17 protein-coding genes are annotated in these 19,946 nt (G+C 63.4%); 6 read left to right on the forward strand and 11 right to left on the reverse strand.

The features are described 5' to 3' along the window. Positions 1-79 precede the first annotated feature (79 nt). Positions 80-952 (forward strand): NAD(P)-dependent oxidoreductase, encoded by an 873-nt coding sequence (locus KDD17_RS06605; RefSeq protein WP_212705822.1) that lies wholly within the window; start codon positions 80-82, stop codon positions 950-952. Positions 953-967: 15 nt separating this feature from the next. Here the strand turns inward: KDD17_RS06605 and KDD17_RS06610 are convergent, their stop codons facing one another. The 3 genes from KDD17_RS06610 to hemB all read right to left on the reverse strand — a co-directional run bounded on the left by KDD17_RS06610 (position 968) and on the right by hemB (position 3,697). Further along, the gene (locus tag KDD17_RS06610; protein WP_212705823.1) at positions 968-1,534 is read right to left on the reverse strand and encodes a lipid-binding SYLF domain-containing protein; all 567 of its coding nucleotides are present in this window, start codon (positions 1,532-1,534) and stop codon (positions 968-970) included. Between the two features lie 123 nt (positions 1,535-1,657). Beyond that, positions 1,658-2,569: a glycosyltransferase gene (locus KDD17_RS06615; protein ID WP_212705824.1), complete on the reverse strand. Its 912-nt coding sequence runs from the start codon at positions 2,567-2,569 to the stop codon at positions 1,658-1,660. A gap of 126 nt (positions 2,570-2,695) precedes the next feature. Further along, entirely contained in the window at positions 2,696-3,697 is a 1,002-nt protein-coding gene (hemB, locus tag KDD17_RS06620) for a porphobilinogen synthase (RefSeq protein ID WP_212705825.1), read from the reverse strand. A gap of 119 nt (positions 3,698-3,816) precedes the next feature. Here hemB and KDD17_RS06625 point away from each other — a divergent pair, with 119 nt between their 5' ends. Together KDD17_RS06625 and mfd are read left to right on the forward strand one after the other, a co-directional pair. Continuing rightward, positions 3,817-4,344: a component of SufBCD complex gene (locus tag KDD17_RS06625; RefSeq protein WP_212705826.1), complete on the forward strand. Its 528-nt coding sequence runs from the start codon at positions 3,817-3,819 to the stop codon at positions 4,342-4,344. 30 nt (positions 4,345-4,374) lie between these two features. Continuing rightward, the gene (mfd, locus tag KDD17_RS06630; protein WP_212705827.1) at positions 4,375-7,866 is read left to right on the forward strand and encodes a transcription-repair coupling factor; all 3,492 of its coding nucleotides are present in this window, start codon (positions 4,375-4,377) and stop codon (positions 7,864-7,866) included. Here the strand turns inward: mfd and KDD17_RS06635 are convergent. From KDD17_RS06635 to KDD17_RS06650, 4 genes are all read right to left on the reverse strand, one after another. Further along, a complete protein-coding gene (locus KDD17_RS06635) occupies positions 7,847-9,052 on the reverse strand; it encodes a multidrug effflux MFS transporter (RefSeq protein WP_431358146.1) in 1,206 nt (401 codons plus the stop codon). The genes mfd and KDD17_RS06635 overlap by 20 nt on opposite strands. A gap of 100 nt (positions 9,053-9,152) precedes the next feature. Continuing rightward, positions 9,153-9,587, reverse strand: a complete 435-nt coding sequence (locus KDD17_RS06640) for an adenylyltransferase/cytidyltransferase family protein (RefSeq protein WP_212705828.1) — start codon at positions 9,585-9,587, stop codon at positions 9,153-9,155. 254 nt (positions 9,588-9,841) lie between these two features. Then, positions 9,842-10,489 carry a DsbA family oxidoreductase gene (locus KDD17_RS06645; protein WP_212705829.1) on the reverse strand — a complete coding sequence of 216 codons (648 nt, stop codon included), beginning with the start codon at positions 10,487-10,489 and terminating at the stop codon, positions 9,842-9,844. Further along, positions 10,486-11,994, reverse strand: coding sequence for a class I adenylate-forming enzyme family protein (locus tag KDD17_RS06650; RefSeq protein ID WP_212705830.1), 1,509 nt, complete (start codon positions 11,992-11,994; stop codon positions 10,486-10,488). The genes KDD17_RS06645 and KDD17_RS06650 overlap by 4 nt, the downstream gene beginning before the upstream one ends. Positions 11,995-12,061: 67 nt before the next feature. Here KDD17_RS06650 and KDD17_RS06655 point away from each other — a divergent pair, with 67 nt between their 5' ends. After that, a complete protein-coding gene (locus KDD17_RS06655) occupies positions 12,062-12,685 on the forward strand; it encodes a helix-turn-helix domain-containing protein (protein ID WP_212705831.1) in 624 nt (207 codons plus the stop codon). Here the strand turns inward: KDD17_RS06655 and KDD17_RS06660 are convergent. Beyond that, the gene (locus KDD17_RS06660) at positions 12,674-13,324 is read right to left on the reverse strand and encodes an aquaporin (protein ID WP_212705832.1); all 651 of its coding nucleotides are present in this window, start codon (positions 13,322-13,324) and stop codon (positions 12,674-12,676) included. The genes KDD17_RS06655 and KDD17_RS06660 overlap by 12 nt on opposite strands. A gap of 42 nt (positions 13,325-13,366) precedes the next feature. Further along, on the reverse strand, positions 13,367-15,184 hold the full coding sequence (locus KDD17_RS06665) for an extracellular solute-binding protein (RefSeq protein ID WP_212705833.1): 1,818 nt from the start codon (positions 15,182-15,184) through the stop codon (positions 13,367-13,369). Positions 15,185-15,487: 303 nt separating this feature from the next. Here KDD17_RS06665 and KDD17_RS06670 point away from each other — a divergent pair, with 303 nt between their 5' ends. Then, entirely contained in the window at positions 15,488-16,273 is a 786-nt protein-coding gene (locus KDD17_RS06670; RefSeq protein WP_212705834.1) for a 3-hydroxybutyrate dehydrogenase, read from the forward strand. Positions 16,274-16,314: 41 nt separating this feature from the next. Here the strand turns inward: KDD17_RS06670 and KDD17_RS06675 are convergent, their stop codons facing one another. Continuing rightward, on the reverse strand, positions 16,315-17,949 hold the full coding sequence (locus tag KDD17_RS06675; RefSeq protein WP_212705835.1) for an NAD(P)-binding domain-containing protein: 1,635 nt from the start codon (positions 17,947-17,949) through the stop codon (positions 16,315-16,317). A gap of 159 nt (positions 17,950-18,108) precedes the next feature. Here KDD17_RS06675 and KDD17_RS06680 point away from each other — a divergent pair, with 159 nt between their 5' ends. Next, positions 18,109-19,143, forward strand: coding sequence for a patatin-like phospholipase family protein (locus KDD17_RS06680; protein ID WP_212705836.1), 1,035 nt, complete (start codon positions 18,109-18,111; stop codon positions 19,141-19,143). Positions 19,144-19,146: 3 nt separating this feature from the next. Here KDD17_RS06680 and KDD17_RS06685 read toward each other — a convergent pair whose 3' ends face one another. After that, positions 19,147-19,836, reverse strand: a complete 690-nt coding sequence (locus KDD17_RS06685; protein ID WP_212706173.1) for a DUF502 domain-containing protein — start codon at positions 19,834-19,836, stop codon at positions 19,147-19,149. Positions 19,837-19,946 lie beyond the last annotated feature (110 nt).

The following is a 19,946-nucleotide window of genomic DNA, read 5'->3' on the forward strand; positions in this document are numbered from 1 at the left end:
GCGCCGCGAATTGACCGGGGCGCGCAGGCTGTTACCTTGCGCGCCAGCAATAGCGCAACAACACGCATAGGAAAAGCATATGGCAAAGCTCGCGTTTCTGGGTCTCGGAGTGATGGGGGGACCGATGGCGGGCCACCTGCAACGGGCGGGCCACGATGTGACGGTCTACAACCGCACGACGGCCAAGGCGGAGGCGTGGGTCGAGACCTACGGCGGCGCGATGGCCGCGACGCCGCGCGAGGCTGCGGCGGGCGCGGATTTCGTCATGGCATGCGTGGGCAACGACGACGATCTGCGCGCGGTCTGCACCGGCGCGGACGGCGCCTTTGCCGATATGCCCGCAGGGTCCGTCTTTGTCGATCACACCACCGTGTCGGCGGCGGTGACGCGTGAGATGTACGCGGCGGCGGACACCAAGCAGATCAGCTTTGTCGATGCGCCAATCTCGGGCGGGCAGGCGGGGGCGGAGAACGCGCAGCTGTCGATCATGTGCGGCGGCGATGCGGGCGCGTTCGAGCGCGCGCTGCCGATCATGGATGTCTACGCCAAGATCTGTCGCCGCATCGGTGACAGCGGCGCGGGCCAGATGACCAAATGCTGCAACCAGATCGCCATCGCCGGTCTGGTGCAGGGCCTGTCAGAGGCGCTGCATTTCGCGGAGAAGGCTGGCCTGGACGGCCGCGCAGTGACCGAGGTCATCAGCCAGGGCGCGGCGGGCAGCTGGCAGATGGCCAACCGCTACGAGACGATGCTCGACGGGGAATTCAATCACGGGTTCGCCGTCGACTGGATGCGCAAGGATCTCGATATCTGTCTGCGCACGGGCGACGAGATCGCGGCCTCGCTGCCGGTCACGGCGCTGGTCGATCAATTCTACAAGGATGTGCAAAAGCTCGGCGGCGGGCGGTGGGATACCTCCAGCCTGATCGAGCGTCTGCGCAAGATGGGATAGGCATCCGCACCCGGATCAGGGAATGATCCGGGTGTATTTCGTGCCCTCAAGGGTGGCGCCGATGCGCAGGCCCGCGCGGCCAAAGACCGCCGCCAGAACCGGCGCCAGAACGGTGGTTGTATCCGCCGCCACGCTGTCGCCGCGATCCGAGATCACGTATTCCAGATCAGCGCCTGCCGCCCATCCGGGCGAGCGCCGGAAATTGGCAAGCGCATCGTCGGTCATGAAGAACAGGACATGCGCGTATTGCTGCGCGCCGATCTGCAAACCGCCCGAGGCCTTCGTTACCGAATAGTAATCCACCGAGATATCGTTGACCCGCAGCGCACCGCGCCCGTAGGCGCCGCCAAATCCAAGGCCCGCTTCGGTCACCAGTGGCATCACCAGCATGCCGTTTGCCTTTTGCGCAAGGGTCTGCGTGTTGGGAAAACTTGTGTACATCTGGTTGAGGGTTGCGTCGACGCGCGCGTCGATGGTCGACCCACCGGTCGATCCCACGCCATTGCCGCACCCGGCCAGCACGCCGGTGCCCGCGATGGCGCCGAACGCGAACGCGCGGCGCGAAAGGTATGATTGTGTCATCTGTTCTGCCTGATTTGGGGTTTACACTGCTCGTTGCCGGTATTGTCCGACTTGTGGATAACATTAGGCGAAAAACGGCGCCCTGTCAGGGGAAATCCGCCGTTTGCGCGGGGTTTTGCCGGCTCAGGCCGCGTCCTGTGCACGACCTGGGGCCGCAAGCATCGCCGCCTCTGCAATCCGCGCCAGCAAGGTTGCGTGCAGACTGCCCGCCTCCGCGCCGATGAAGGAGAACCATTTGCCCAAGATCGTTTCGGCCTCTTCGGCTGTAACCGGGCTGTGCGAATTGCGGATATGGGGCATCGCCATGCTGATCGGCTCTGAATCGTGCCCGTCGATCTTGATCGAGATATAGCCCATGCCGGAGTTGTCGACGATCGCCGGGAAGCGTTTGTGCAGCGCGTTGTGCCCGAACGAAAAAATCGTGCGTTCGCCGTGCACCCGGATCGCGGTGCCCATTGAGTTGAAGGGCAGGTTCGCCTGATAGATCTGCGGCCAGCGGTCTTCAGCGTAATGCGTGACCACCAGCCCGTTCGCACGGCTGTAGCCGATGGGCATGCGGTCGCCCAGACGGGTCATGTAGCCGCGCAACTCCTGCACATAGTCGCGCGACAGGCAATCATCGTCGTCGATGCGGAAATTGACCAGCGGGCGGCCCGCTTGGGCGTTGAGCTCGGCCAGTCGCGGCCAGATCGCCGCATGAACCGTCGCCTCGGACGACACCCGCAGCTCGATCCGGGGCGAGCGTTGGCAGAGCGCGTCGAGCCGCTCAAGATAGGTGTCGGGCATCAGATCGGAGGTGAGCACGATGCAGATGAAATTCGGATCCGTCTGCGCCTCGAGCGAGGGCAGCAGGAAGTGTTCGAACAAATGAAACCGCAGGGCCATCCGCTCCGGCGTGTAGAGCTGCGTTGCCGTGACAAGGCGCGTCGTCTCAATCGCGTCATCGGTGGTGGCGGTGCGGTAGCTGCGCCAGTCGCCTTTGCCACAAAAGGAAAACCGGCAGATCCCGACAACGGGTTCCAGAAGATAGGACATGGGGGGCCTCACGCTCGAATACCTCGCGCGCCTCATTTGGCGGGCGCGCTGCGGCTATTAGAGCGTGCGGCGACCGCATTGCGCAAGGGGGCTGCGGACAATGCGGCCGAGTGATGCGAATGGGACTCAGTCGCCCGCCAGCACCCGCGCGGCGGCGGGCGCGAAATACGTGAGGATCCCGTCGCAGCCCGCGCGTTTGAAGGCCATGAGGCTTTCCATCATCACCCGCTCCTCATCCAGCATGCCCGCAGCGGCGGCGGCCTTGAGCATGCTGTATTCGCCCGACACCTGATAGGCGAAGGTCGGCGCGCCGAACGCGTCCTTTACCCGCCGGCAGATATCGAGGTAGGGCATGCCGGGTTTGACCATGACCATATCCGCACCCTCGGCCAGATCGCGCGCGACCAGCCGCAGCGCCTCGTCGGAATTGGCGTAATCCATCTGGTAGGTTTTCTTGTCGCCCGTCAGCGCGCCCGACGCGCCCACCGCATCACGGAAGGGGCCGTAGAAGGCGCTTGCGTATTTCGCGGCGTAGCTGAGGATCATCACCTTGTCGAAGCCCGCCTCCTCAAGCCCCTTGCGGATCGCGCCCACGCGCCCGTCCATCATGTCCGACGGGCCGATGATGTCGGCGCCCGCGCGCGCCTGTTCCACCGCCATTTTGACCAGCGCCTCGACCGTGCGGTCATTGACGATCTCGCCATCCACCACAAAACCGTCGTGCCCGTTGATGTTGTAGGTATCAAGCGCCACATCCGTCATCACCACCAGATCGGGCAGCACCGCCTTGATCGCGCGAATGGCGCGGTTGACGTGGTTGTCGGGATCCCAGGCGCCCGCGCACTCCTCGGTGCGCTCTTCCAGCCCGGTGTAGGGAAACAGGCACAGCGCGCCGAGCCCCAGATCCCACGCCTCTTGCGCGGCCTCCACGATGCGGTCGACCGAGCGGCGATAGACGCCGGGCATCGAGGGGATTTCCTCGACGATATCCTCGCCCGCGCGCACGAAGACGGGCCAGATGAAATCGCCCGCCGACAGGGCGTTTTCGCGCACCAGACCGCGGATGCCTGCGTTTTGGCGGGTGCGCCGCAGGCGGGTTGCGGGGAAGGGGGCGTTGATCGGCTGCATGGCGGTGTCCTGTGATAAGCTGTCAATCTAGGCTGACACGTATTTTTGCGTGTCTCAAGGGGTGGTCTCGCCCCTCCCGTGCCGCTAGAACAACGCAAAAGCAAAACACGAGCGGCCCGTTGGACTGGTACCAGACCCTTTTCGAACTTATCGACATGCGATCCTTCTCGAACCTGTGGTTCTGGATCGTGCTTGCCGTGGTGTGGTCGACGACCAGCCACTACGTCTTGGGCGTGCCCTTTGACATGGTGCTGCGCGCCAAGCGGCACGAGGGGCAATACGAGGCCGACCTTGAGGATCTGGTGCGCATCAACACCAATCGCCTGCTCTATATCGCGCAGATGTCGGGGCTTTGGCTGGCGGGGTTTGCGTGTTTCTTCCTGACGATGCTGGTGCTGCTGGGCTTTGTCTACGGCAATGAATTTGCGCAGGCGCTCACGCTGTTGGGCGTGCCGCTGTCATTGGTGGGGCTGTTGAGCCTGTCGACCGCGCGGCTGATCCGCGAAGAGGACGCGCGCGGCGAGCGGTTGCGCAAGCGGCTGATGCGCCACCGGCTATATACCCAGATCATCGGCATGATCTCGATCTTTGTGACCGCCCTTTGGGGGATGTATCAGAACCTCAACGTCGGCCCCTTTGGCGGTTGACACGCGCCCGCGCTGTGCCATGTCAGCCGCATGACTGATCCCGCCCATATCACCGTTTCCGGCGCGCCCGAAGGGTTTGACGCACAGCTGATCCTGAATGAAATCGCGCGCGCGGACGGCCCCGTGATCCACGTGGCGCGCGACGACAAACGCATGGCCGCGATTGAGAGCGCGCTGCGCTTTTTCGCGCCCGACATGCCGGTCGTGCGCTTTCCGGGCTGGGATTGCCTGCCGTACGACCGGGTATCGCCCAACGCCGATATCTCGGCGCAGCGCATGGCGACACTGGCGGGGTTGGTGCACGGGATGCCCGCGCGCTACGTGCTGCTGACAACGCTGGGGGCGGCGACGCAACGTCTGCCCGCCCGCGATGTGCTGCGCGACGCCGCGTTCCGCGCGCGCGTGGGCGACCGGATCGACGAGCGGGGCCTGCGTGAATTTCTGGTACGCATGGGCTTTGTGCAAAGCCCCACGGTGATGGAGCCGGGCGACTACGCCGTGCGCGGTGGCATCATGGACATCTACCCGCCCGGCGATCTGGGGCCGGTACGGCTGGATATGTTCGGCGATGTGCTCGACGGCGCGCGCCGCTTTGATGCAGCGACCCAGCGCACCACCGAAAAGCTGGACCAGATCGAGCTCGCGCCGGTGAGCGAGGTCATCCTCGATGAGGCGGCGATCACGCGGTTTCGCCAGAACTACCGCATCGAATTTGGTGCGGCGGGCACCGATGATCCGCTTTACGAGGCGATTTCGGCGGGGCGCAAACATCAGGGCGCCGAGCATTGGCTGGCGTTCTTCTATGAAACGCTGGAAACGCTGTTTGACTATCTGCCCGGCGTGCCCGTCACCCTCGACGATCAGGTCACGCCCGTGCGGCTGGCGCGCTGGGAAAGCGTGGCGGACCAATACGAGACGCGCAAGATCGCGATGTCCGCGCGCGGGCGCATGGACAGCGTGTACAAACCCGCACCTGCCGGGGGGCTTTATCTGGACGACGCCGCGTGGGAGGCCGCCGTGGCCGGGCACCGCGTGATCCAGCTGGCGCCACTGCCTCAGGCCACAGGGCCGGGGGTGACGGATGCGGGCGGGCGCATCGGGCGAAACTTTGCCCCCGAACGCCAGCAGGAATCCATCAGCCTTTTCGGGGCTTTGGCCAAACATGTTAAGACCAAGCTTGCGGATGGCTCCGTCGTCATCGCCAGCTATTCCGACGGCGCGCGCGAGCGTTTGAGCGGGCTCATCGAGGACGAAGGGCTGGCCGAGGCGATCCCGATCCCCGACGCCACACGGCTGGGCAAACGCGGCCTGCATCTGGTCGTCTGGCCGTTGGAGCACGGGTTCGAAGCGCCGTGGCGGGACGGCAAGATCACCGTCATCTCGGAACAGGATGTGCTGGGTGACAGGCTGATCCGCCGCCCGAAACGCAAGCGGCGTGCGGAGAATTTCCTGAGCGAGGTGCAGAGCCTCACGCCCGGCGATCTGGTGGTGCACGTCGATCACGGCATCGGGCGCTATCTGGGCATGGAGGTGGTGACCGCCGCAGGTGCGGCACACGAATGTCTGCTGCTCGAATACGCCGAGAATTCAAAGCTGTACCTGCCGGTCGAGAATATCGAACTGTTGAGCAAATACGGCCACGAGGAGGGCCTGCTCGACAAATTGGGCGGGGGCGCGTGGCAATCCAAGAAGGCCAGGCTCAAGGAACGCATCCGCGAGATGGCCGACAAGCTTATTCGCATCGCTGCCGAGCGCGCGCTGCGAAAGGCGCCGGTGCTGGAGCCGCCGCCGGGCATGTGGGACGCGTTCTCGGCGCGCTTCCCCTATCAGGAAACCGACGATCAATTGAGCGCCATCGGCGACGTGATCGACGATCTGACCTCGGGCAATCCGATGGACCGTCTGGTGGTCGGAGACGTCGGTTTCGGCAAGACCGAAGTCGCGATGCGCGCGGCCTTTGTCGCCGCCATGTCGGGCGTGCAGGTGGCGGTGATCGCCCCCACCACGCTGCTGGCGCGGCAACACTACAAATCCTTCGCCGACCGGTTTCGCGGTTTCCCACTAGAAGTGCGCCAGCTGAGCCGCTTTGTCACCGCGAAGGATGCCGCCGCCACCCGCGACGGCATCACCAAGGGCACCGTCGATATCGTCGTGGGCACCCACGCGCTGCTGGCAAAATCCATCAAGTTCAAGAACCTCGGCCTACTGGTCATCGACGAGGAGCAGCATTTCGGCGTCACCCACAAGGAACGCCTGAAATCCCTGCGCACGGATGTGCATGTGCTGACCCTCACGGCGACGCCGATACCGCGCACGCTGCAACTCAGCCTCACCGGCGTGCGCGATCTGAGCATCATCGGCACGCCGCCCGTCGACCGGCTGAGCATCCGCACCTATGTGTCGGAATTCGACGTAGTCACCCTGCGCGAGGCGCTTTTGCGCGAGCATTACCGGGGCGGGCAGTCGTTCTACGTGGTGCCGCGGATCAGCGATCTGCCGGAGATCGAAGCCTTCCTGAAGGATCAGCTGCCCGAGCTGAGCTATGTCGTGGCGCACGGGCAGATGGCGGCGGGTGAGCTCGATGACCGCATGAACGCCTTTTACGACGGGAAATTCGACATTCTGCTGGCCACGACGATTGTGGAATCCGGTCTCGATATTCCCACGGCGAACACGATGATCGTGCACCGGGCGGATATGTTCGGGCTTGCCCAGCTTTACCAGATCCGGGGCCGGGTGGGGCGCTCGAAAACGCGCGCCTACGCGTATCTGACGACCAAACCTCGCGCCAAGCTGACGGCAACGGCTGAAAAACGCCTGCGCGTGTTGGGCAGTCTCGACACGCTGGGGGCGGGGTTCACGCTGGCCTCGCAGGATCTGGACATTCGCGGCGCGGGCAACCTGCTGGGCGAGGAGCAGTCGGGCCAGATGCGCGACGTGGGGTTTGAGCTGTATCAATCCATGCTCGAGGAGGCGATTGCCAAGATCAAATCGGGCGAGCTTCAGGGCCTCACGGACGACGACGGGCAATGGGCGCCGCAGATCAATCTGGGCGTGCCCGTGCTGATCCCGGAGGACTACGTGCCCGACCTTGACGTGCGGCTGGGCCTCTACCGCCGCCTGTCAGAGCTTACGCGCAAGGTCGAGCTGGAAGGATTTGCCGCCGAGCTGATCGACCGCTTTGGCCCGCTGCCGCGCGAGGTCAACACGCTGATGCTGGTGGTGCGGATCAAGGCGATGTGCAAACGCGCAGGCATCGCCAAACTGGACGGCGGCCCCAAGGGCGCGGTCGTGCAGTTTCACAATGATAAATTCGCCTCTCCCGAGGGATTGGTGCAGTTCATGCACGCGCAAAAGGGTCAGGCAAAGGTCAAGGACAACAGAATCGTCGTTGCGCGCGATTGGAAAACCGACACGGACAAGATCAAGGGCGCGTTCGCCATCGCGCGCGATCTGGCGGAACACGTCGTTGCCCGGGAGAAAGCGGCCAGGAAACGGGCCGCTACCGCACCGTCCGGCTGACGCGCAGCATCGTCAGCGATCCGGCTGCCGCCAGCACGAGTACGGCCAGAAACAGCGTCGACGCCCCGGTGCCGATCAGGGCGGTCACCAAGCCCGAGATCACGGCAGCGCCCACGGTCGAGACCGCGCCGATGACAGACGCCGCCATCCCGGCGATATGGCCCATCGGCTCCATCGCGAGCGCGTTGAGGTTGCCGATGGTCAACCCGGCCTGAAAAAAGATGCAGGTCTGCCAGAACACGAAGAAATAGAAACCGTTTGGTCCCGCACCCAGATCGAAGGCCACAAACGCCGCCGAGATCACGATCTGAACGCCGAGCGCCAGCCGCGTGAGGTTTATCATGCCAAAGCGCACCACCAGCACAGCGTTGAGCAGGCTGGCCGTACCCGCAATCAGCGCGATCCCGCAGAACCAGAAGGGAAATTCATCGCCCCGGCCATAGCCCGTATCGTAGATCGGCTGCACCAGCATCAGGGTCAGAAACAGCATCGACATCACCAGCGTCTGCGCAAGGATCGACAGGCGCACCATGCGGTCGCGGAATATCTCGGCCACCGCGTCGCGCATCAGGGCTGCGCGCATCGGGCGGCGATCCTTGGGGGGAAGCGTTTCGGGCAGGCGCACCAGCATCCAGACCACGTAGATCGCAGAGAACACAACAAACGCGACAAAGATCCCACGCCACCCGGCAAACGCAATGATAAGCGCGCCCAGCATCGGGGCGACCGCGGGCACCAGCACAAAGATCATCATCACAATCGATACGATCTGCGCCATCTGTCGGCCGGCAAACCGGTCCCGGATCACGGCCATGCTGACCACGCGCGGTCCGGCCGCCCCCAGGCCCTGCACCAGCCGCGCGATCAGCATCGGCGTCAGCGTATCGGCAAACCACGCACCAATCGCGCCGACACAATACAAAAGCGCGCCCAGCAGGATCACCCGTTTGCGCCCCAACGCGTCCGAGATCGGACCGGCCACAAACGTGCCCAACCCCATGCCAAGCAGGAAGGTCGACAGGATCAGCGGGGCGCGTTCGGGATCGCCGGGGCTCAGTTCAGCCGCAATGTCCGGGAGGGCAGGCAGCATGGCGTCGATGGCAAAGGCGACGCTCGCCGTCATCAAGGCAATGAGCGCCACGAATTCGGCGCGTCCCATCGCAAAAGGCTGGTCTGGCTGGGTCACGGGAACGCTCCACGGCTTGCGGGATTATTCCCTTGGTTATCGATAACCCAAGGTTGTGGTTCTGACAATTGTCAATTTGTTCAAGGGCTAAGCGCGCAGCCTAGCCTGCGGCAACGGCCTGAAGCGCGGGCAGGGGGGCGACGTCATGGAACGGCTGGCGGGCGCCGATCAGTTCCGCGCGTGGAATATAGGTCACGCGGGTGACATCCTCGAAATGATCAAATTGCCCCGCCCATTCCTCGCCCATCGCAAAGATGAAGACGTTGTAATTCACGATATCGGTGTATTTTTGCTCCCACTCATGCTCGGCGATCACGCGATCGACAAAGCGGCAGCTTTCCAGCATCAGTCGGCGTTGCGCGTAGGATTGTACGGCGGGAACGCCCATGCGCGCGTTGTAGCTGTCGGTTGAGCATCCCACGATCAGCTCTGTGCCCATGCGGGCAAGCCGTTGCAAAAGGCGCGCGTGGCCCTGATGGAACATGTCGAATGAGCCGTAGGTCAGCACGGTTCGCGATGAAATTTCTGTCAGCATTGGGTGCCCTTTCTGATCCGCCTCACACCGCGTGATCTGGAAGGGCTGCGGGCGGGTCCGTCCCGGGACGCCGCGTACCGCTCGATATTTGAAACGCGCCTCTTTCGGGCGTCTGATTCACACTGCCTGCCTGACCCGTCGGGTTCATTCACCGGGGTCTGAACGCCCCGTATCCGAGCAGAGTATCGGCGACCGAATCGTGCGGCCAGCAAAAACGACCGCCGCCGCAACAGGTCGCCCAAAATTGTTGCAAATTAGTCCCCGGCCTCTGCGGTAAGCTCCGCGATGACCTTGGCCCAAAGCTCGGGCGGCTGTGCGCCGGGCACCGCGTGTTGGCCGCCGACGATGAAGGTCGGCACCGAATTCACGCCCATCGAGCGGCTGTGCGCGTCGCGCTGGCGGATGTCGTCGAGGTCACTGTCGGTGCCCAGAAGGCGGGTGACGACGCTTGCGTCCATCTCGATCGCATCGGCGATGTCTGCCAGCACCTCGGCATCCCCGATATCGCGACATTCGACAAAATAGGCTTTGAACAGCGCGGAGACGGCGGCAGTCTGGCGCCCCTCAATGCCGGCCCAATGGATCAGCCGGTGGGCGTTGATCGTGTTGGGGGTGCGCTTCATCCCCTCGAAATCGATCTTGAGCCCGGCTTTTTCAGCATGCTCTACCACCGGCGCATAAGCGCGCACGGCGCCTTCCTTGCCGCCGAATTTACCCTCCAGATAGGCGCGGCGGTCCATCCCCTCGGCGGGCATATCGGGGTTGAGCTGGAAGGGATGCCATTCAATCTCGAACGGGTGATCGGGGTGCTGGGACAGGGCGCGGTCCAGATGCGCCTTGCCGATATAGCACCACGGGCAGATCGGGTCTGACATGATGTCGAGCTTGATGGTCTGGGTCATGTGTTTTCCTCGAAACGCTGGCGCAGCTGGCGGCGCAGCAATTTGCCGTTGGCCCCGGTGGGAAGGGCATCGGTATGAATATAAAGGCGCGGCTGTTTGTAGCGCGCCAGATTGGCCTCGGCATATCGGTGCAGGGCGTCCTCGTCCAGTGGCGCGGCGGCGGTATAGTAGGCCGCGATCACGCTGGCCCCCGCCTTGACAGTGACTTCCACGGCGGCAGCACCGGTGATGTCGGGATGCGCGGTCAGGCATTGCTCAACCTCAAGCGGGGAGACGCGGAAGCCCCCGGCGTTCATCATATCGTCGTCGCGGCCCAGGTACGTGATCTGGCCCTGCGCATCCATCACCGCGCGGTCGCCGGTCAAAAACCAGTCGTCGGCGAACTTCGCCGCCGTCTCATCGGGGGCGTCCAGATAGCCGCGCATCAGACCCGGATCTGTGCGGTGCACGGCGATGGTACCCTCTGCGCCGCGCGCCACGGGGGTGCCACCTTCGATCAGCGCAAGGCGCCGTCCCGGCTGCGCGCATCCCAGCGCGCCGGGGGCGGCGGGTCGCGCGGGGCTGGCCGAGATGAAGGTGGAGCATTCCGACATCCCGTAAGCCTCAAAGATCGGCGTGCCGGTGGCGTCCTGCCACGCCGCGCGCGTCACATCAGCCAGCTTTTCGCCCGCGCTCAACCCGTGGCGCAGACGGGGCAGCGCAGGGACGGGCGCGCGGGTCAGCTGGCGGTAGACTCCGGGTGCTGCGGCAAAGATCGTGGCACCGCTGTCGGCCATCAGTGTCGGCAAATCCGTGGCCTTCGTACCGGGCGCGGGAATCAGCGCCGTGGCACCCATGGTCCAGGGATCCATGAGCCCGGTGCCCAGCGTATAGGTCCAGTTAAAGGCGCCCGCGTGCATCACCCGGTCGTCGGCGCGCAGACCGTACCAGCCGTCAAACATCATTTGCCGCGCCCAGATCGCGCGATGCGCGTGCTCCACCGCGCGGGGGCGCCCGGACGTGCCGGAGGTGTAGATGATATAGCCGGGGCGATCCGCATCGCCCATGTGCACGTCGGCCGCGGGCAGGGCGCGCATGGCGCGCAGATCCTCGCGCGAAATACTGCGTGGATCGTCGGGGCAGGGCACATCCGGGTCGCTGAGGATCACACGCGGATCGAGTGCCGCGATCATCGGGGCGACTTCGCGCGTGGTGAGCGCGGCAGCGGTCGGGACGGGCACCGCACCGATGGCCAGCGCGGCAAGGTAGGCGAGCGGGAAATCCACCGTATTGCCCAACCGCATCAGCACCCGGTCACCGGGGGTTACGCCCGCGCGCAAAAGCCCCGTACCGGTGCCCAGAACGGCCGCGTGCAGATCGGCGTAGCTCCAGACTTCGGGGGCAGCACCGACGATGCACAGCGCCGTCTTGTCGCCCAGACGTGGCGCGTGGCGCAGCACATGGGCGGCCATGTTGAACGGCGCGGGGCAGGGCGGTTGCGGGCTGGGGTCTGTCAACGACTGCATGGGTTTAGTCGCTAGCCGCTGCGCGCGCGCGTTGCAAGGCGCAGGCGCTGAGCCTATAGATATCTCAATGACAGATGATGCCCCCAAATCCATGATCCAGCTCGCCCGCGAGGACGGCGCACACCATACGGTGCCGCCCGTCGATCTGGGCGCGCGTGTGCGCGAGCTGCGCAAGGCGCGCGCCTGGACACTTGAGCAGGCGGCAAGTCAGGCGGGCCTTGCCCGATCCACCCTGTCCAAGATCGAAAACGGGCAGATGTCGCCCACCTATGACGCGCTGAAAAAGCTGGCCGTGGGGCTTGAGATCACGATCCCGCAGCTTTTTACGCCGCCTGCGTCGGATCAGATCAACGGGCGCATGGCGCTGACGCGGATGGGTGAGGGGACGGCAAAGGCCACGACCACATACGAGCACGAGCTGCTGGCCGACAGCTTGCGCAAAAAGCAGATGCTGCCCTATCGCGCCCGCATCCGTGCCCGCGCGATGGAGGAGTTCGACGGCTGGGTGCGCCACGACGGCGAAGAATTCCTGTACGTGCTGACCGGCGTGGTCAAACTCTTTACCGAGTTTTACGAGCCCATCGAGATGCGGCGCGGCGACAGCGCGTATTATGACGCGGCGATGGGGCACAACGTGATCTCCACCTCCGCCGAGGATGCGACCATCCTGTGGGTGACGTCACTCGTCTAGCAGGGGCCGCAGCGTGGCGTGCGCGATGAACACGGCCAAGATCTGCATGACGACGAACATCACGATATGACCTGGATAGATGCCCGCGAACGTGTCCGAGACCCCGCGCGCCAGTGTCACTGCCGGATTGGCAAAGCTGGTCGATGAGGTGAACCAATAGGCTCCGGTGATATAGAGCGCGACAAGCACCGGCACCGCGTCGGGGCGCGACCGCAGCCCGCCAAAGATCACGAACATGAGGCCAAGCGTGGCGAGGATCTCCGACAGCCACTGCGCGGGGCCGGTGCGGTGCAGCGTTTCGCTGAGCTGAAGGATCGGCAGATCGAACATCGCGTGCGCGGCCCAGACGCCAAGGAATGCGCCAGTGATCTGGACGGCCACATAGCCCGCGCAGGCAGGGCGCGTGATCTGCCCGCGCAGCAGAAACGCGAGGCTGACCGCCGGGTTGAAATGCGCGCCTGAAATCGGCCCCAGAACGGTGATGATGACAAAAAGCATGCACCCCGTCGCAATCGCATTGGCCAAGAGCGTGACCGCCGCATTTCCCTGCGCCAAAGACTCCCCCATGATCCCCGACCCGATGACCGCGATCAGCAGCATCGCACTGCCCAAACCTTCGGCGCAGAGTTTACGGATCATCGGCTATCTCTCATGTCTCATCCTGGCGGGTTGGCGGGGCGACTACTCCGCCTCCCACCACCACACGCCGGGCATCCATTCCGGCCCGTCGCCGTAGATCGGCAGCGTGTCGGGGTATTTCATCTCGCTGACGTGGGCGATACGCCCCTCGGTATAGGACCAGAAGGGGATCACAAAGCGTCCGGCGGTCAGGATCCGGTCAAGCGCGCGGGTGGCCGCGATGAAATCCGCCGATTCGCGGGCGGTCAGCATCGTTTCGATCATCGCGTCGATGGCTGGATTGCGCGCGCCCATCAGATTGCGCGACCCTTCCTGATCGGCGGCCTCGCTGCCCCAATAGAACTTCTGCTCATTTCCCGGGCTCAGCGACAGCGCACGGCGAAAGGTCGTCATGTCGAAATCAAAACTGCCGGTGCGTGCGAAATACTGTGCGTCATCCACCGCGTCGATGGTGACGGCAATGCCCAACCGTTCAAGCGCCTGACCGTAGAGTTCGGCGATGGCGATGTCTTCGGTGCTGCCTTTCTGGATCAGGATGGTAAAGGCGACGGGCGTGCCGTCCCCGCGCCGCAGCGTGCCGTCCTCGACGCTGAGCCCCGCGGCCTGCAACTGCGCTGTTGCGGCCCGCAGCCCCGCACGGTTGCGCGCAGAGCCATCGGCGACAGGCAGCGCGTAGCCTTCGATCGTGCCGGGCGGCAGGGTATCCTGATAGGCCGACAGCATTTCGGCAACGCGGCCCACGGCGGGGCCGGGCACATAGCCCAGAACGGAATTGGAAAAATAGGACGTGATGCGCGGCTGCGCGCCGCCGGTCAGCGTGTCGTTGATGTATTCGAAATTGAACGCCTGGATCAGCGCATCGCGCACGCGCCAATCGTCAAAGGGCGCGCGCCGGGTGTTCATCACGAATCCCGTCATGCCGGACGGTTTTTCGTGTGGCACGACCGTCTTGACGATATCGCCGCGCGTCACGGCAGGGAACGTATATTGGCTGGCCCATGTCTCGGCGTTGAATTCGCGCACGGCAGAGATTTCGCCGGCCTTGAACCCTTCGAACAGAACCTTGCTATCGCCGTAGAAATCCAGCGTAATTTCGTCAAAGTTGTGAGTTCCGCGCCGGAAGGGGACATCCGCGCCCCAATAGTCGGGATTGCGGGTCAGCTTGACGAAGCGCCCGGTCTCGTAGTCGCTGACCGTGTAGGGCCCGGAGCCGACGGGCACCTCTTGCACGGGGGCATTGGCGAAATCGCGCCCCTCCCACTGTGCGCGGCTGATGATGGGACGCATACCCGCGAGCAGGGCAAGCTCGCGGTTGGGGGTGTTGAAGGTCAGGCGGACGCTGCGCTCTGCGGTTTGCTCGATCCGCTCGATCTGGGTGTAGAGCGTGCGGTAGCGCGGGTGGCCCTCGGTGCCCAGAAGCTCGAACGAAAAGATCACATCGTCCACCGTCAGCGGGCTGCCGTCCGAAAATGTCGTGCCGTCGCGCAGGGTGAATTCGACCCAGCTCCGCTCTGCGTCCGTCTCGACCGTCTCGGCCAGAAGACCGTAAAGCGTGAAGGGTTCGTCAAATGAGCGGCCCATAAGCGTCTCATGGGTGAAAAAGCCAAGCTGCCACGGCACTGTGCCCTTGAGCACAAACGGATTGAGACTGTCGAAGCCGCCGGTATTGCCCAGCGTGATCACCCCGCCCTTGGGCGCATCAGGGTTGACATAGGGCAGCGCGCCGAAATCGGCGGGCAGGGCGGGCGCCCCATACATCGAAATCCCGTGCTGCGGGGAAGCGCCAGCGGCGATTCCCCAGAGAATCAGTGAAGAAACGGCGACAACGCCCCGCGTCTTCTGGAAAAAATCAGAAGTCATTTTCGAAACAATCCTGCGCTGCCCTTTTTTTTATTACTTAAAGCTTTAGCGCGCCCGTCTGGATGGCGCAAACTTTATACTTGGACTCACGCGGTTAGTTGAGTATACATAAGGCACTGCTCGATAGGTTTCTTGCCTGTATGAAACCTGCCTCAATAACTTGACGCCCGCCTTGTGCGGGCGTTTTTTTTTGGCGCTGACAGGGCTGTGTTCTGCACGCAGGAACGTTTCGGCCCCCCGCGCATTGGCATTCTAGCTGCATCGCGGCATAAAACGTCAAACTCACAGGACAGGAACGCATCCATGGCACTTACCTACGATCTCAGCGGAAAGACCGCGATCATCACGGGCTCGAACTCCGGCATCGGGCTGGGGATCGCGCAGCAGCTGGCGCAGGCGGGGGCCGATGTGGTTCTCAACTCCTTCACCGACCGCAAGGAAGATCACGCGCTTGCCGAAGAGATCGCCAATGTCACGGGGGTTAAGGCCCGCTATATCAAGGCCGATATGTCCAAGGGCGAGGAATGCCGCAAGCTGATCGAAGAGGCCGGCGCCTGCGATATCCTGATCAACAACGCGGGCATCCAGCATGTGGAGCCCATCGACAAATTCCCGACCGAAAAATGGGATGCGATCATCGCGATAAACCTCAGCTCGGCCTTTCATACCACCGCCGCCGCCCTGCCGATGATGCGCAAGGCGGGTTGGGGCCGGGTGATCAATATCTCCTCGGCGCATGGTCTGACGGCCTCGCCCTATAAATCCGCCTATATCGCGGCCAAGCACGGGATCATCGGCCTGACCAAGACCACCGCGCTTGAAACCGCGGAGGAACCGATTACCGCAAACGCGATCTGCCCCGGCTACGTGCTGACGCCGCTTGTCGAATCGCAGATCCCCGACACCATGAAGGAATACGACATGGGCCGCGAGGAGGTGATCAAGAACGTGATGCTCAAGCGTCAACCGTCCAAGGAATTCGCGACGGTGGAGCAGATGGGCGGCACGGCGGCTTTCCTGTGCTCGGCCGCGGCGGATCAGATCACCGGCACGCACATCAGCGTCGACGGCGGCTGGACCGCCCTTTGAGCGCGACGGCCCCTGACCGCTTTCGGTCAAGGGCCAAGGCGCTATTCGGCGGCCAAGGCGGTGCGCAGGCCCTGCGTCGTCAGAAACCCGTCGATTTGCGCGCGCACGACTTCGGCAATAGGCAACGTCTGGCCCAGATCGGCGAAGGTCATGGCCGTCACTGTGCCCGCCGTCTCTTCCTTGTCGTCAATCCGGCGCCAATCGGCGTCAAGGTGATCCGACAGATGAACCTGCCCCACGCATTCCCCGGCCCGGTAGTGGCGGATCACCGGGTGGATGAAGGGATCGGGCTCGCCCTCGTAAGCGGTATGCGCGCGCTTGACGTGGGTGGGCGTGTCACCAAAATTGCCGAACTCAAGCGTCACGACCAGCGCATCCTCGCTCAGGAACGCAGGGTTTTCCGCCAGCCATTGTACGGGCATGTCGCGATAGCGTGTGCCCGCCTGCGGCCCACCAACGTGGATCACGTCGCCCAGAAAGCCCGGCTGCAAAAACATCGCCGAACTCAGGCTGATGCGGTCGATGATGGTATCGACCAGCGCGGGGCCGTCGACGTCGATGCGATCACTGGGCAAGGCGGCCCCCGTCGCGCGTTCGGCGATGAAATGCGCAAGTGCTGCGATGTTATGGCGAAACCCGTGCACGAATCCCGACATGGTTTTCTTGAAATCGCGGCTTTGCATGATCGTGCCCGCAAACCACAGGTTCGGCGTGGATTTCGCCTCCCACTGCGGGGTCATTTCGGGGAATTTGTCGAAATGGCGCAGGGCGGGGCGGATGTCTGCGTCGAGGATGCTCGCATCCCAGCGAAAGCCCGTGCAGCAGATGACATGATCGTAGCGCAGAACGATCTCGTGGTCTTCGGCGGCGGTCATGCGCGCGTGCACAAGGTAGGTATCGCCGTCCCGCTCGATGCGGACCGGGTTTGCGTCGACCACGGCGTTTTGCGATTTCAGCTGGTAGGTGTCGATGAATTGCGTGTTCACCGCGCGCACGTGGCCGACAAAATGCGTGTTCCAGGCAAATTTGATCGGGTTCGGGCTCATCACATGGATGGCTGCCGCGTGTTCGATCATCTTTTGTGCGGTCTCGAAGGCGGCGTTGCCCTTGCCGAGGATCAGCACACGCTTGTTGTCGAACCTTTCCTGCGTGGCGTCGAAATCCATGTAATTTTCGGTCAGCTCGACGCCCTCGACATCCGGCAGCCATGGTTGCGTGACACCGGAGGAGACGACCACGTGACGCGCGTCAAAGCGGCGCCCGTCCGCACAGGCGAGGGTGAACACATCGTCGGTTTTCGAAATCCGGCAGACATCGGCATTAAGCACGATCTCCTCCTCGAGGGTCTCGGCAAACCGCTCAAGATAGCGCACGTAGTCGTCAGCCTTGGGAAAGTATCTTTTGGTGAAGTCGCGCACCTCCAGCCCCTCGTCGTTGAGCAGGCTGTTCCAGTCGTAGCGCAGCCGCGCGTCCGCGTCGTCAAGCCCGGTGTGCACCTTGTTGATCGAGATAAAATTGCGGTGGCGCGGGAACTTACGGAAAAATCCGCTGACGCCGTCGCCACGCTCAAGCAGCTTTACCCGCAGGCCTTTCTTGCGCAGAAGATACGCCGCCTGCAATCCCGCCGGGCCTGCGCCCACAATGCAGCAATCCAGAATGTCGGTTTCTTGTGTCATGGTCCATCCCCAGCTAGACAACGCCTGAGCGCTCCGTGCCATGAACGATATTCCCGTTTGACGTGTCAACCGATACGGGAATTTTTATTACATAATCGAACGATTCCGCAGGGTGTCGATCACGCAGCGGGCACGCCCCGCCAAAAAGGAAAATAACCAATGGCCAGCAAGAAGCAGATCAACCTCGCCCTTCAGGGCGGCGGCGCGCATGGGGCCTTTACCTGGGGCGTGCTGGACCGTCTCTTGCAGGAAGACGATCTGGAGGTCTGCGGGATTTCCGGCACCTCGGCGGGGGCATTGAATGGCGCGGCCCTGAAGGCGGGGATGGTTACGGGGGGGCGCGAGGGGGCGCGCGAAAACCTTGATTGGCTCTGGGCGCAGGTGGCGGGCACCGATGATCTGCGCATGGCGGATTGGATGGCGCCCTTTGGCCTCAGGGCGCTGAGCACGCAGATCGAGAATTCGCTGCCCTATATCGTTGGTGACAACCTCACGCGGGTGATGTCGCCCTATGGCTACGGGCCGTTCTACGCCAACCCGCTGCGCGACATCGTGACCAAGTTCAACTACGATCCGATCTGCAACGGGCAGGCGCCGCTGTTCTTTGTCGGCGCCACACGCGTGCGCAACGGCAAGATCCGCGTGTTCAGCGGGGATGAGATCGGACCCGAGGCGCTCATGGCCTCCGCCTGCCTGCCGACGGTGTTTCAGGCGGTCGAGATCTTTGACAAGACGACCGACCGGGTCGAGGCGTTCTGGGACGGTGGATTTACCGGTAATCCCGCGCTTTTCCCGCTGTTCGAGGCCAATTTGCCGGACGATATCGTCATCATCAACATCAACCCGCTTGAGCGCGACGAGGTGCCGACGACGCCGCAGCAGATCCAGAATCGCATCAACGAGATCAGCTTCAACTCAAGCCTGTTGCGGGAGCTGCGCGCGATTGAATTCGTGCAGCGCCTGATCGACGAGGGCACGATGCCAAGCGATCGCATGAGCCGGGTGCGGATCCACATGATTGCCGATGACGCGTTGATGGCGCAACTGTCGGCGGCGACGAAACTGGTGCCCAATCCGGCGGTCATCAAAAAGCTCAAGGAAGCGGGCATCGTCGCTGCCGAAAGCTTCCTGCGCGACGATATCGACAACATCGGAAAGAAAAGCAGCGTCGATCTGCGCGCGATGTTCGCCTGAGCGTCAGCCGCGCGCGTTCAGATCTGCAATCGGCGGCGCGCCATTCTCAAACGCCTTGGCATTGGGGTACACAAGGCCCGCCGAAATCACCAGTTTCGCGGCATCCTCCACGCTCATGTCGAGGGTGATGACATCACTGGCCGGCAGGAACAGCAAAAAACCGGATGTGGGGTTCGGCGTGGTCGGCAGAAAGATCGACATCATCGCCGTATCTCCGCCGGATTTCTGCGCAATCTCACCCTTGGCGGTGGTCGAGACAAATCCGATGGCCCAGATGCCGCGGCGCGGATATTCGATCAGGCAGGCGGTCTCGAAACTGCGCTCCGACTGGGCAAAGATCGTCTCGGAGATCTGTTTGATGCCCGAATAGATCGAGCGCACGACCGGCGTCCGCTCCACAAGGCTTTCGCCGAAGCGGATGAAGGACCGGCCGATCAGCCCCTTGGCCATCCACCCGATGAGGCAGGTGAACAGCAGGAAGATTACTACGCCGATGCCGCGAATGTTGATCTGCACCGACGGATCGAGGCCCAGATAGGTCTGGATCAGATGATCGGGCTGCCACGCGTTCGGCACAAGCGGCAGCACGAATCCGTCGATCCAGCCCACAACGCTCCAGATCAGCCAGATGGTGAGGCCGACGGGGGCGATCACGATAAGACCGGTCAGAAAATTTGCCCTGAGCCCGGCGATAAGCCCCCGCCGGGGCGGAGGGGCGGGATCTGGGTCGAAGGGGTATTCATCGGAATGCGGCGCCTGTCTCGTTCATGCCCCATAGCTAAGCGCAAGCGCCATCGGCCACA

This window comes from Sulfitobacter albidus (assembly GCF_018200035.1).
GTDB lineage: Bacteria > Pseudomonadota > Alphaproteobacteria > Rhodobacterales > Rhodobacteraceae > Sulfitobacter > Sulfitobacter albidus.

What these genes read in the sequence shown, in the direction of transcription:
- KDD17_RS06605 (WP_212705822.1), top strand. Translation starts at nt 80, where the DNA reads ATGGCAAAGCTCGCGTTTCTGGGTCTCGGAGTGATGGGGGGACCGATG.
- KDD17_RS06610 (WP_212705823.1), bottom strand. Translation starts at nt 1,534, where the DNA reads ATGACACAATCATACCTTTCGCGCCGCGCGTTCGCGTTCGGCGCCATC.
- KDD17_RS06615 (WP_212705824.1), bottom strand. Translation starts at nt 2,569, where the DNA reads ATGTCCTATCTTCTGGAACCCGTTGTCGGGATCTGCCGGTTTTCCTTT.
- hemB (WP_212705825.1), bottom strand. Translation starts at nt 3,697, where the DNA reads ATGCAGCCGATCAACGCCCCCTTCCCCGCAACCCGCCTGCGGCGCACC.
- mfd (WP_212705827.1), top strand. Translation starts at nt 4,375, where the DNA reads ATGACTGATCCCGCCCATATCACCGTTTCCGGCGCGCCCGAAGGGTTT.
- KDD17_RS06640 (WP_212705828.1), bottom strand. Translation starts at nt 9,587, where the DNA reads ATGCTGACAGAAATTTCATCGCGAACCGTGCTGACCTACGGCTCATTC.
- KDD17_RS06645 (WP_212705829.1), bottom strand. Translation starts at nt 10,489, where the DNA reads ATGACCCAGACCATCAAGCTCGACATCATGTCAGACCCGATCTGCCCG.
- KDD17_RS06650 (WP_212705830.1), bottom strand. Translation starts at nt 11,994, where the DNA reads ATGCAGTCGTTGACAGACCCCAGCCCGCAACCGCCCTGCCCCGCGCCG.
- KDD17_RS06655 (WP_212705831.1), top strand. Translation starts at nt 12,062, where the DNA reads ATGACAGATGATGCCCCCAAATCCATGATCCAGCTCGCCCGCGAGGAC.
- KDD17_RS06660 (WP_212705832.1), bottom strand. Translation starts at nt 13,324, where the DNA reads ATGATCCGTAAACTCTGCGCCGAAGGTTTGGGCAGTGCGATGCTGCTG.
- KDD17_RS06665 (WP_212705833.1), bottom strand. Translation starts at nt 15,184, where the DNA reads ATGACTTCTGATTTTTTCCAGAAGACGCGGGGCGTTGTCGCCGTTTCT.
- KDD17_RS06670 (WP_212705834.1), top strand. Translation starts at nt 15,488, where the DNA reads ATGGCACTTACCTACGATCTCAGCGGAAAGACCGCGATCATCACGGGC.
- KDD17_RS06675 (WP_212705835.1), bottom strand. Translation starts at nt 17,949, where the DNA reads ATGACACAAGAAACCGACATTCTGGATTGCTGCATTGTGGGCGCAGGC.
- KDD17_RS06680 (WP_212705836.1), top strand. Translation starts at nt 18,109, where the DNA reads ATGGCCAGCAAGAAGCAGATCAACCTCGCCCTTCAGGGCGGCGGCGCG.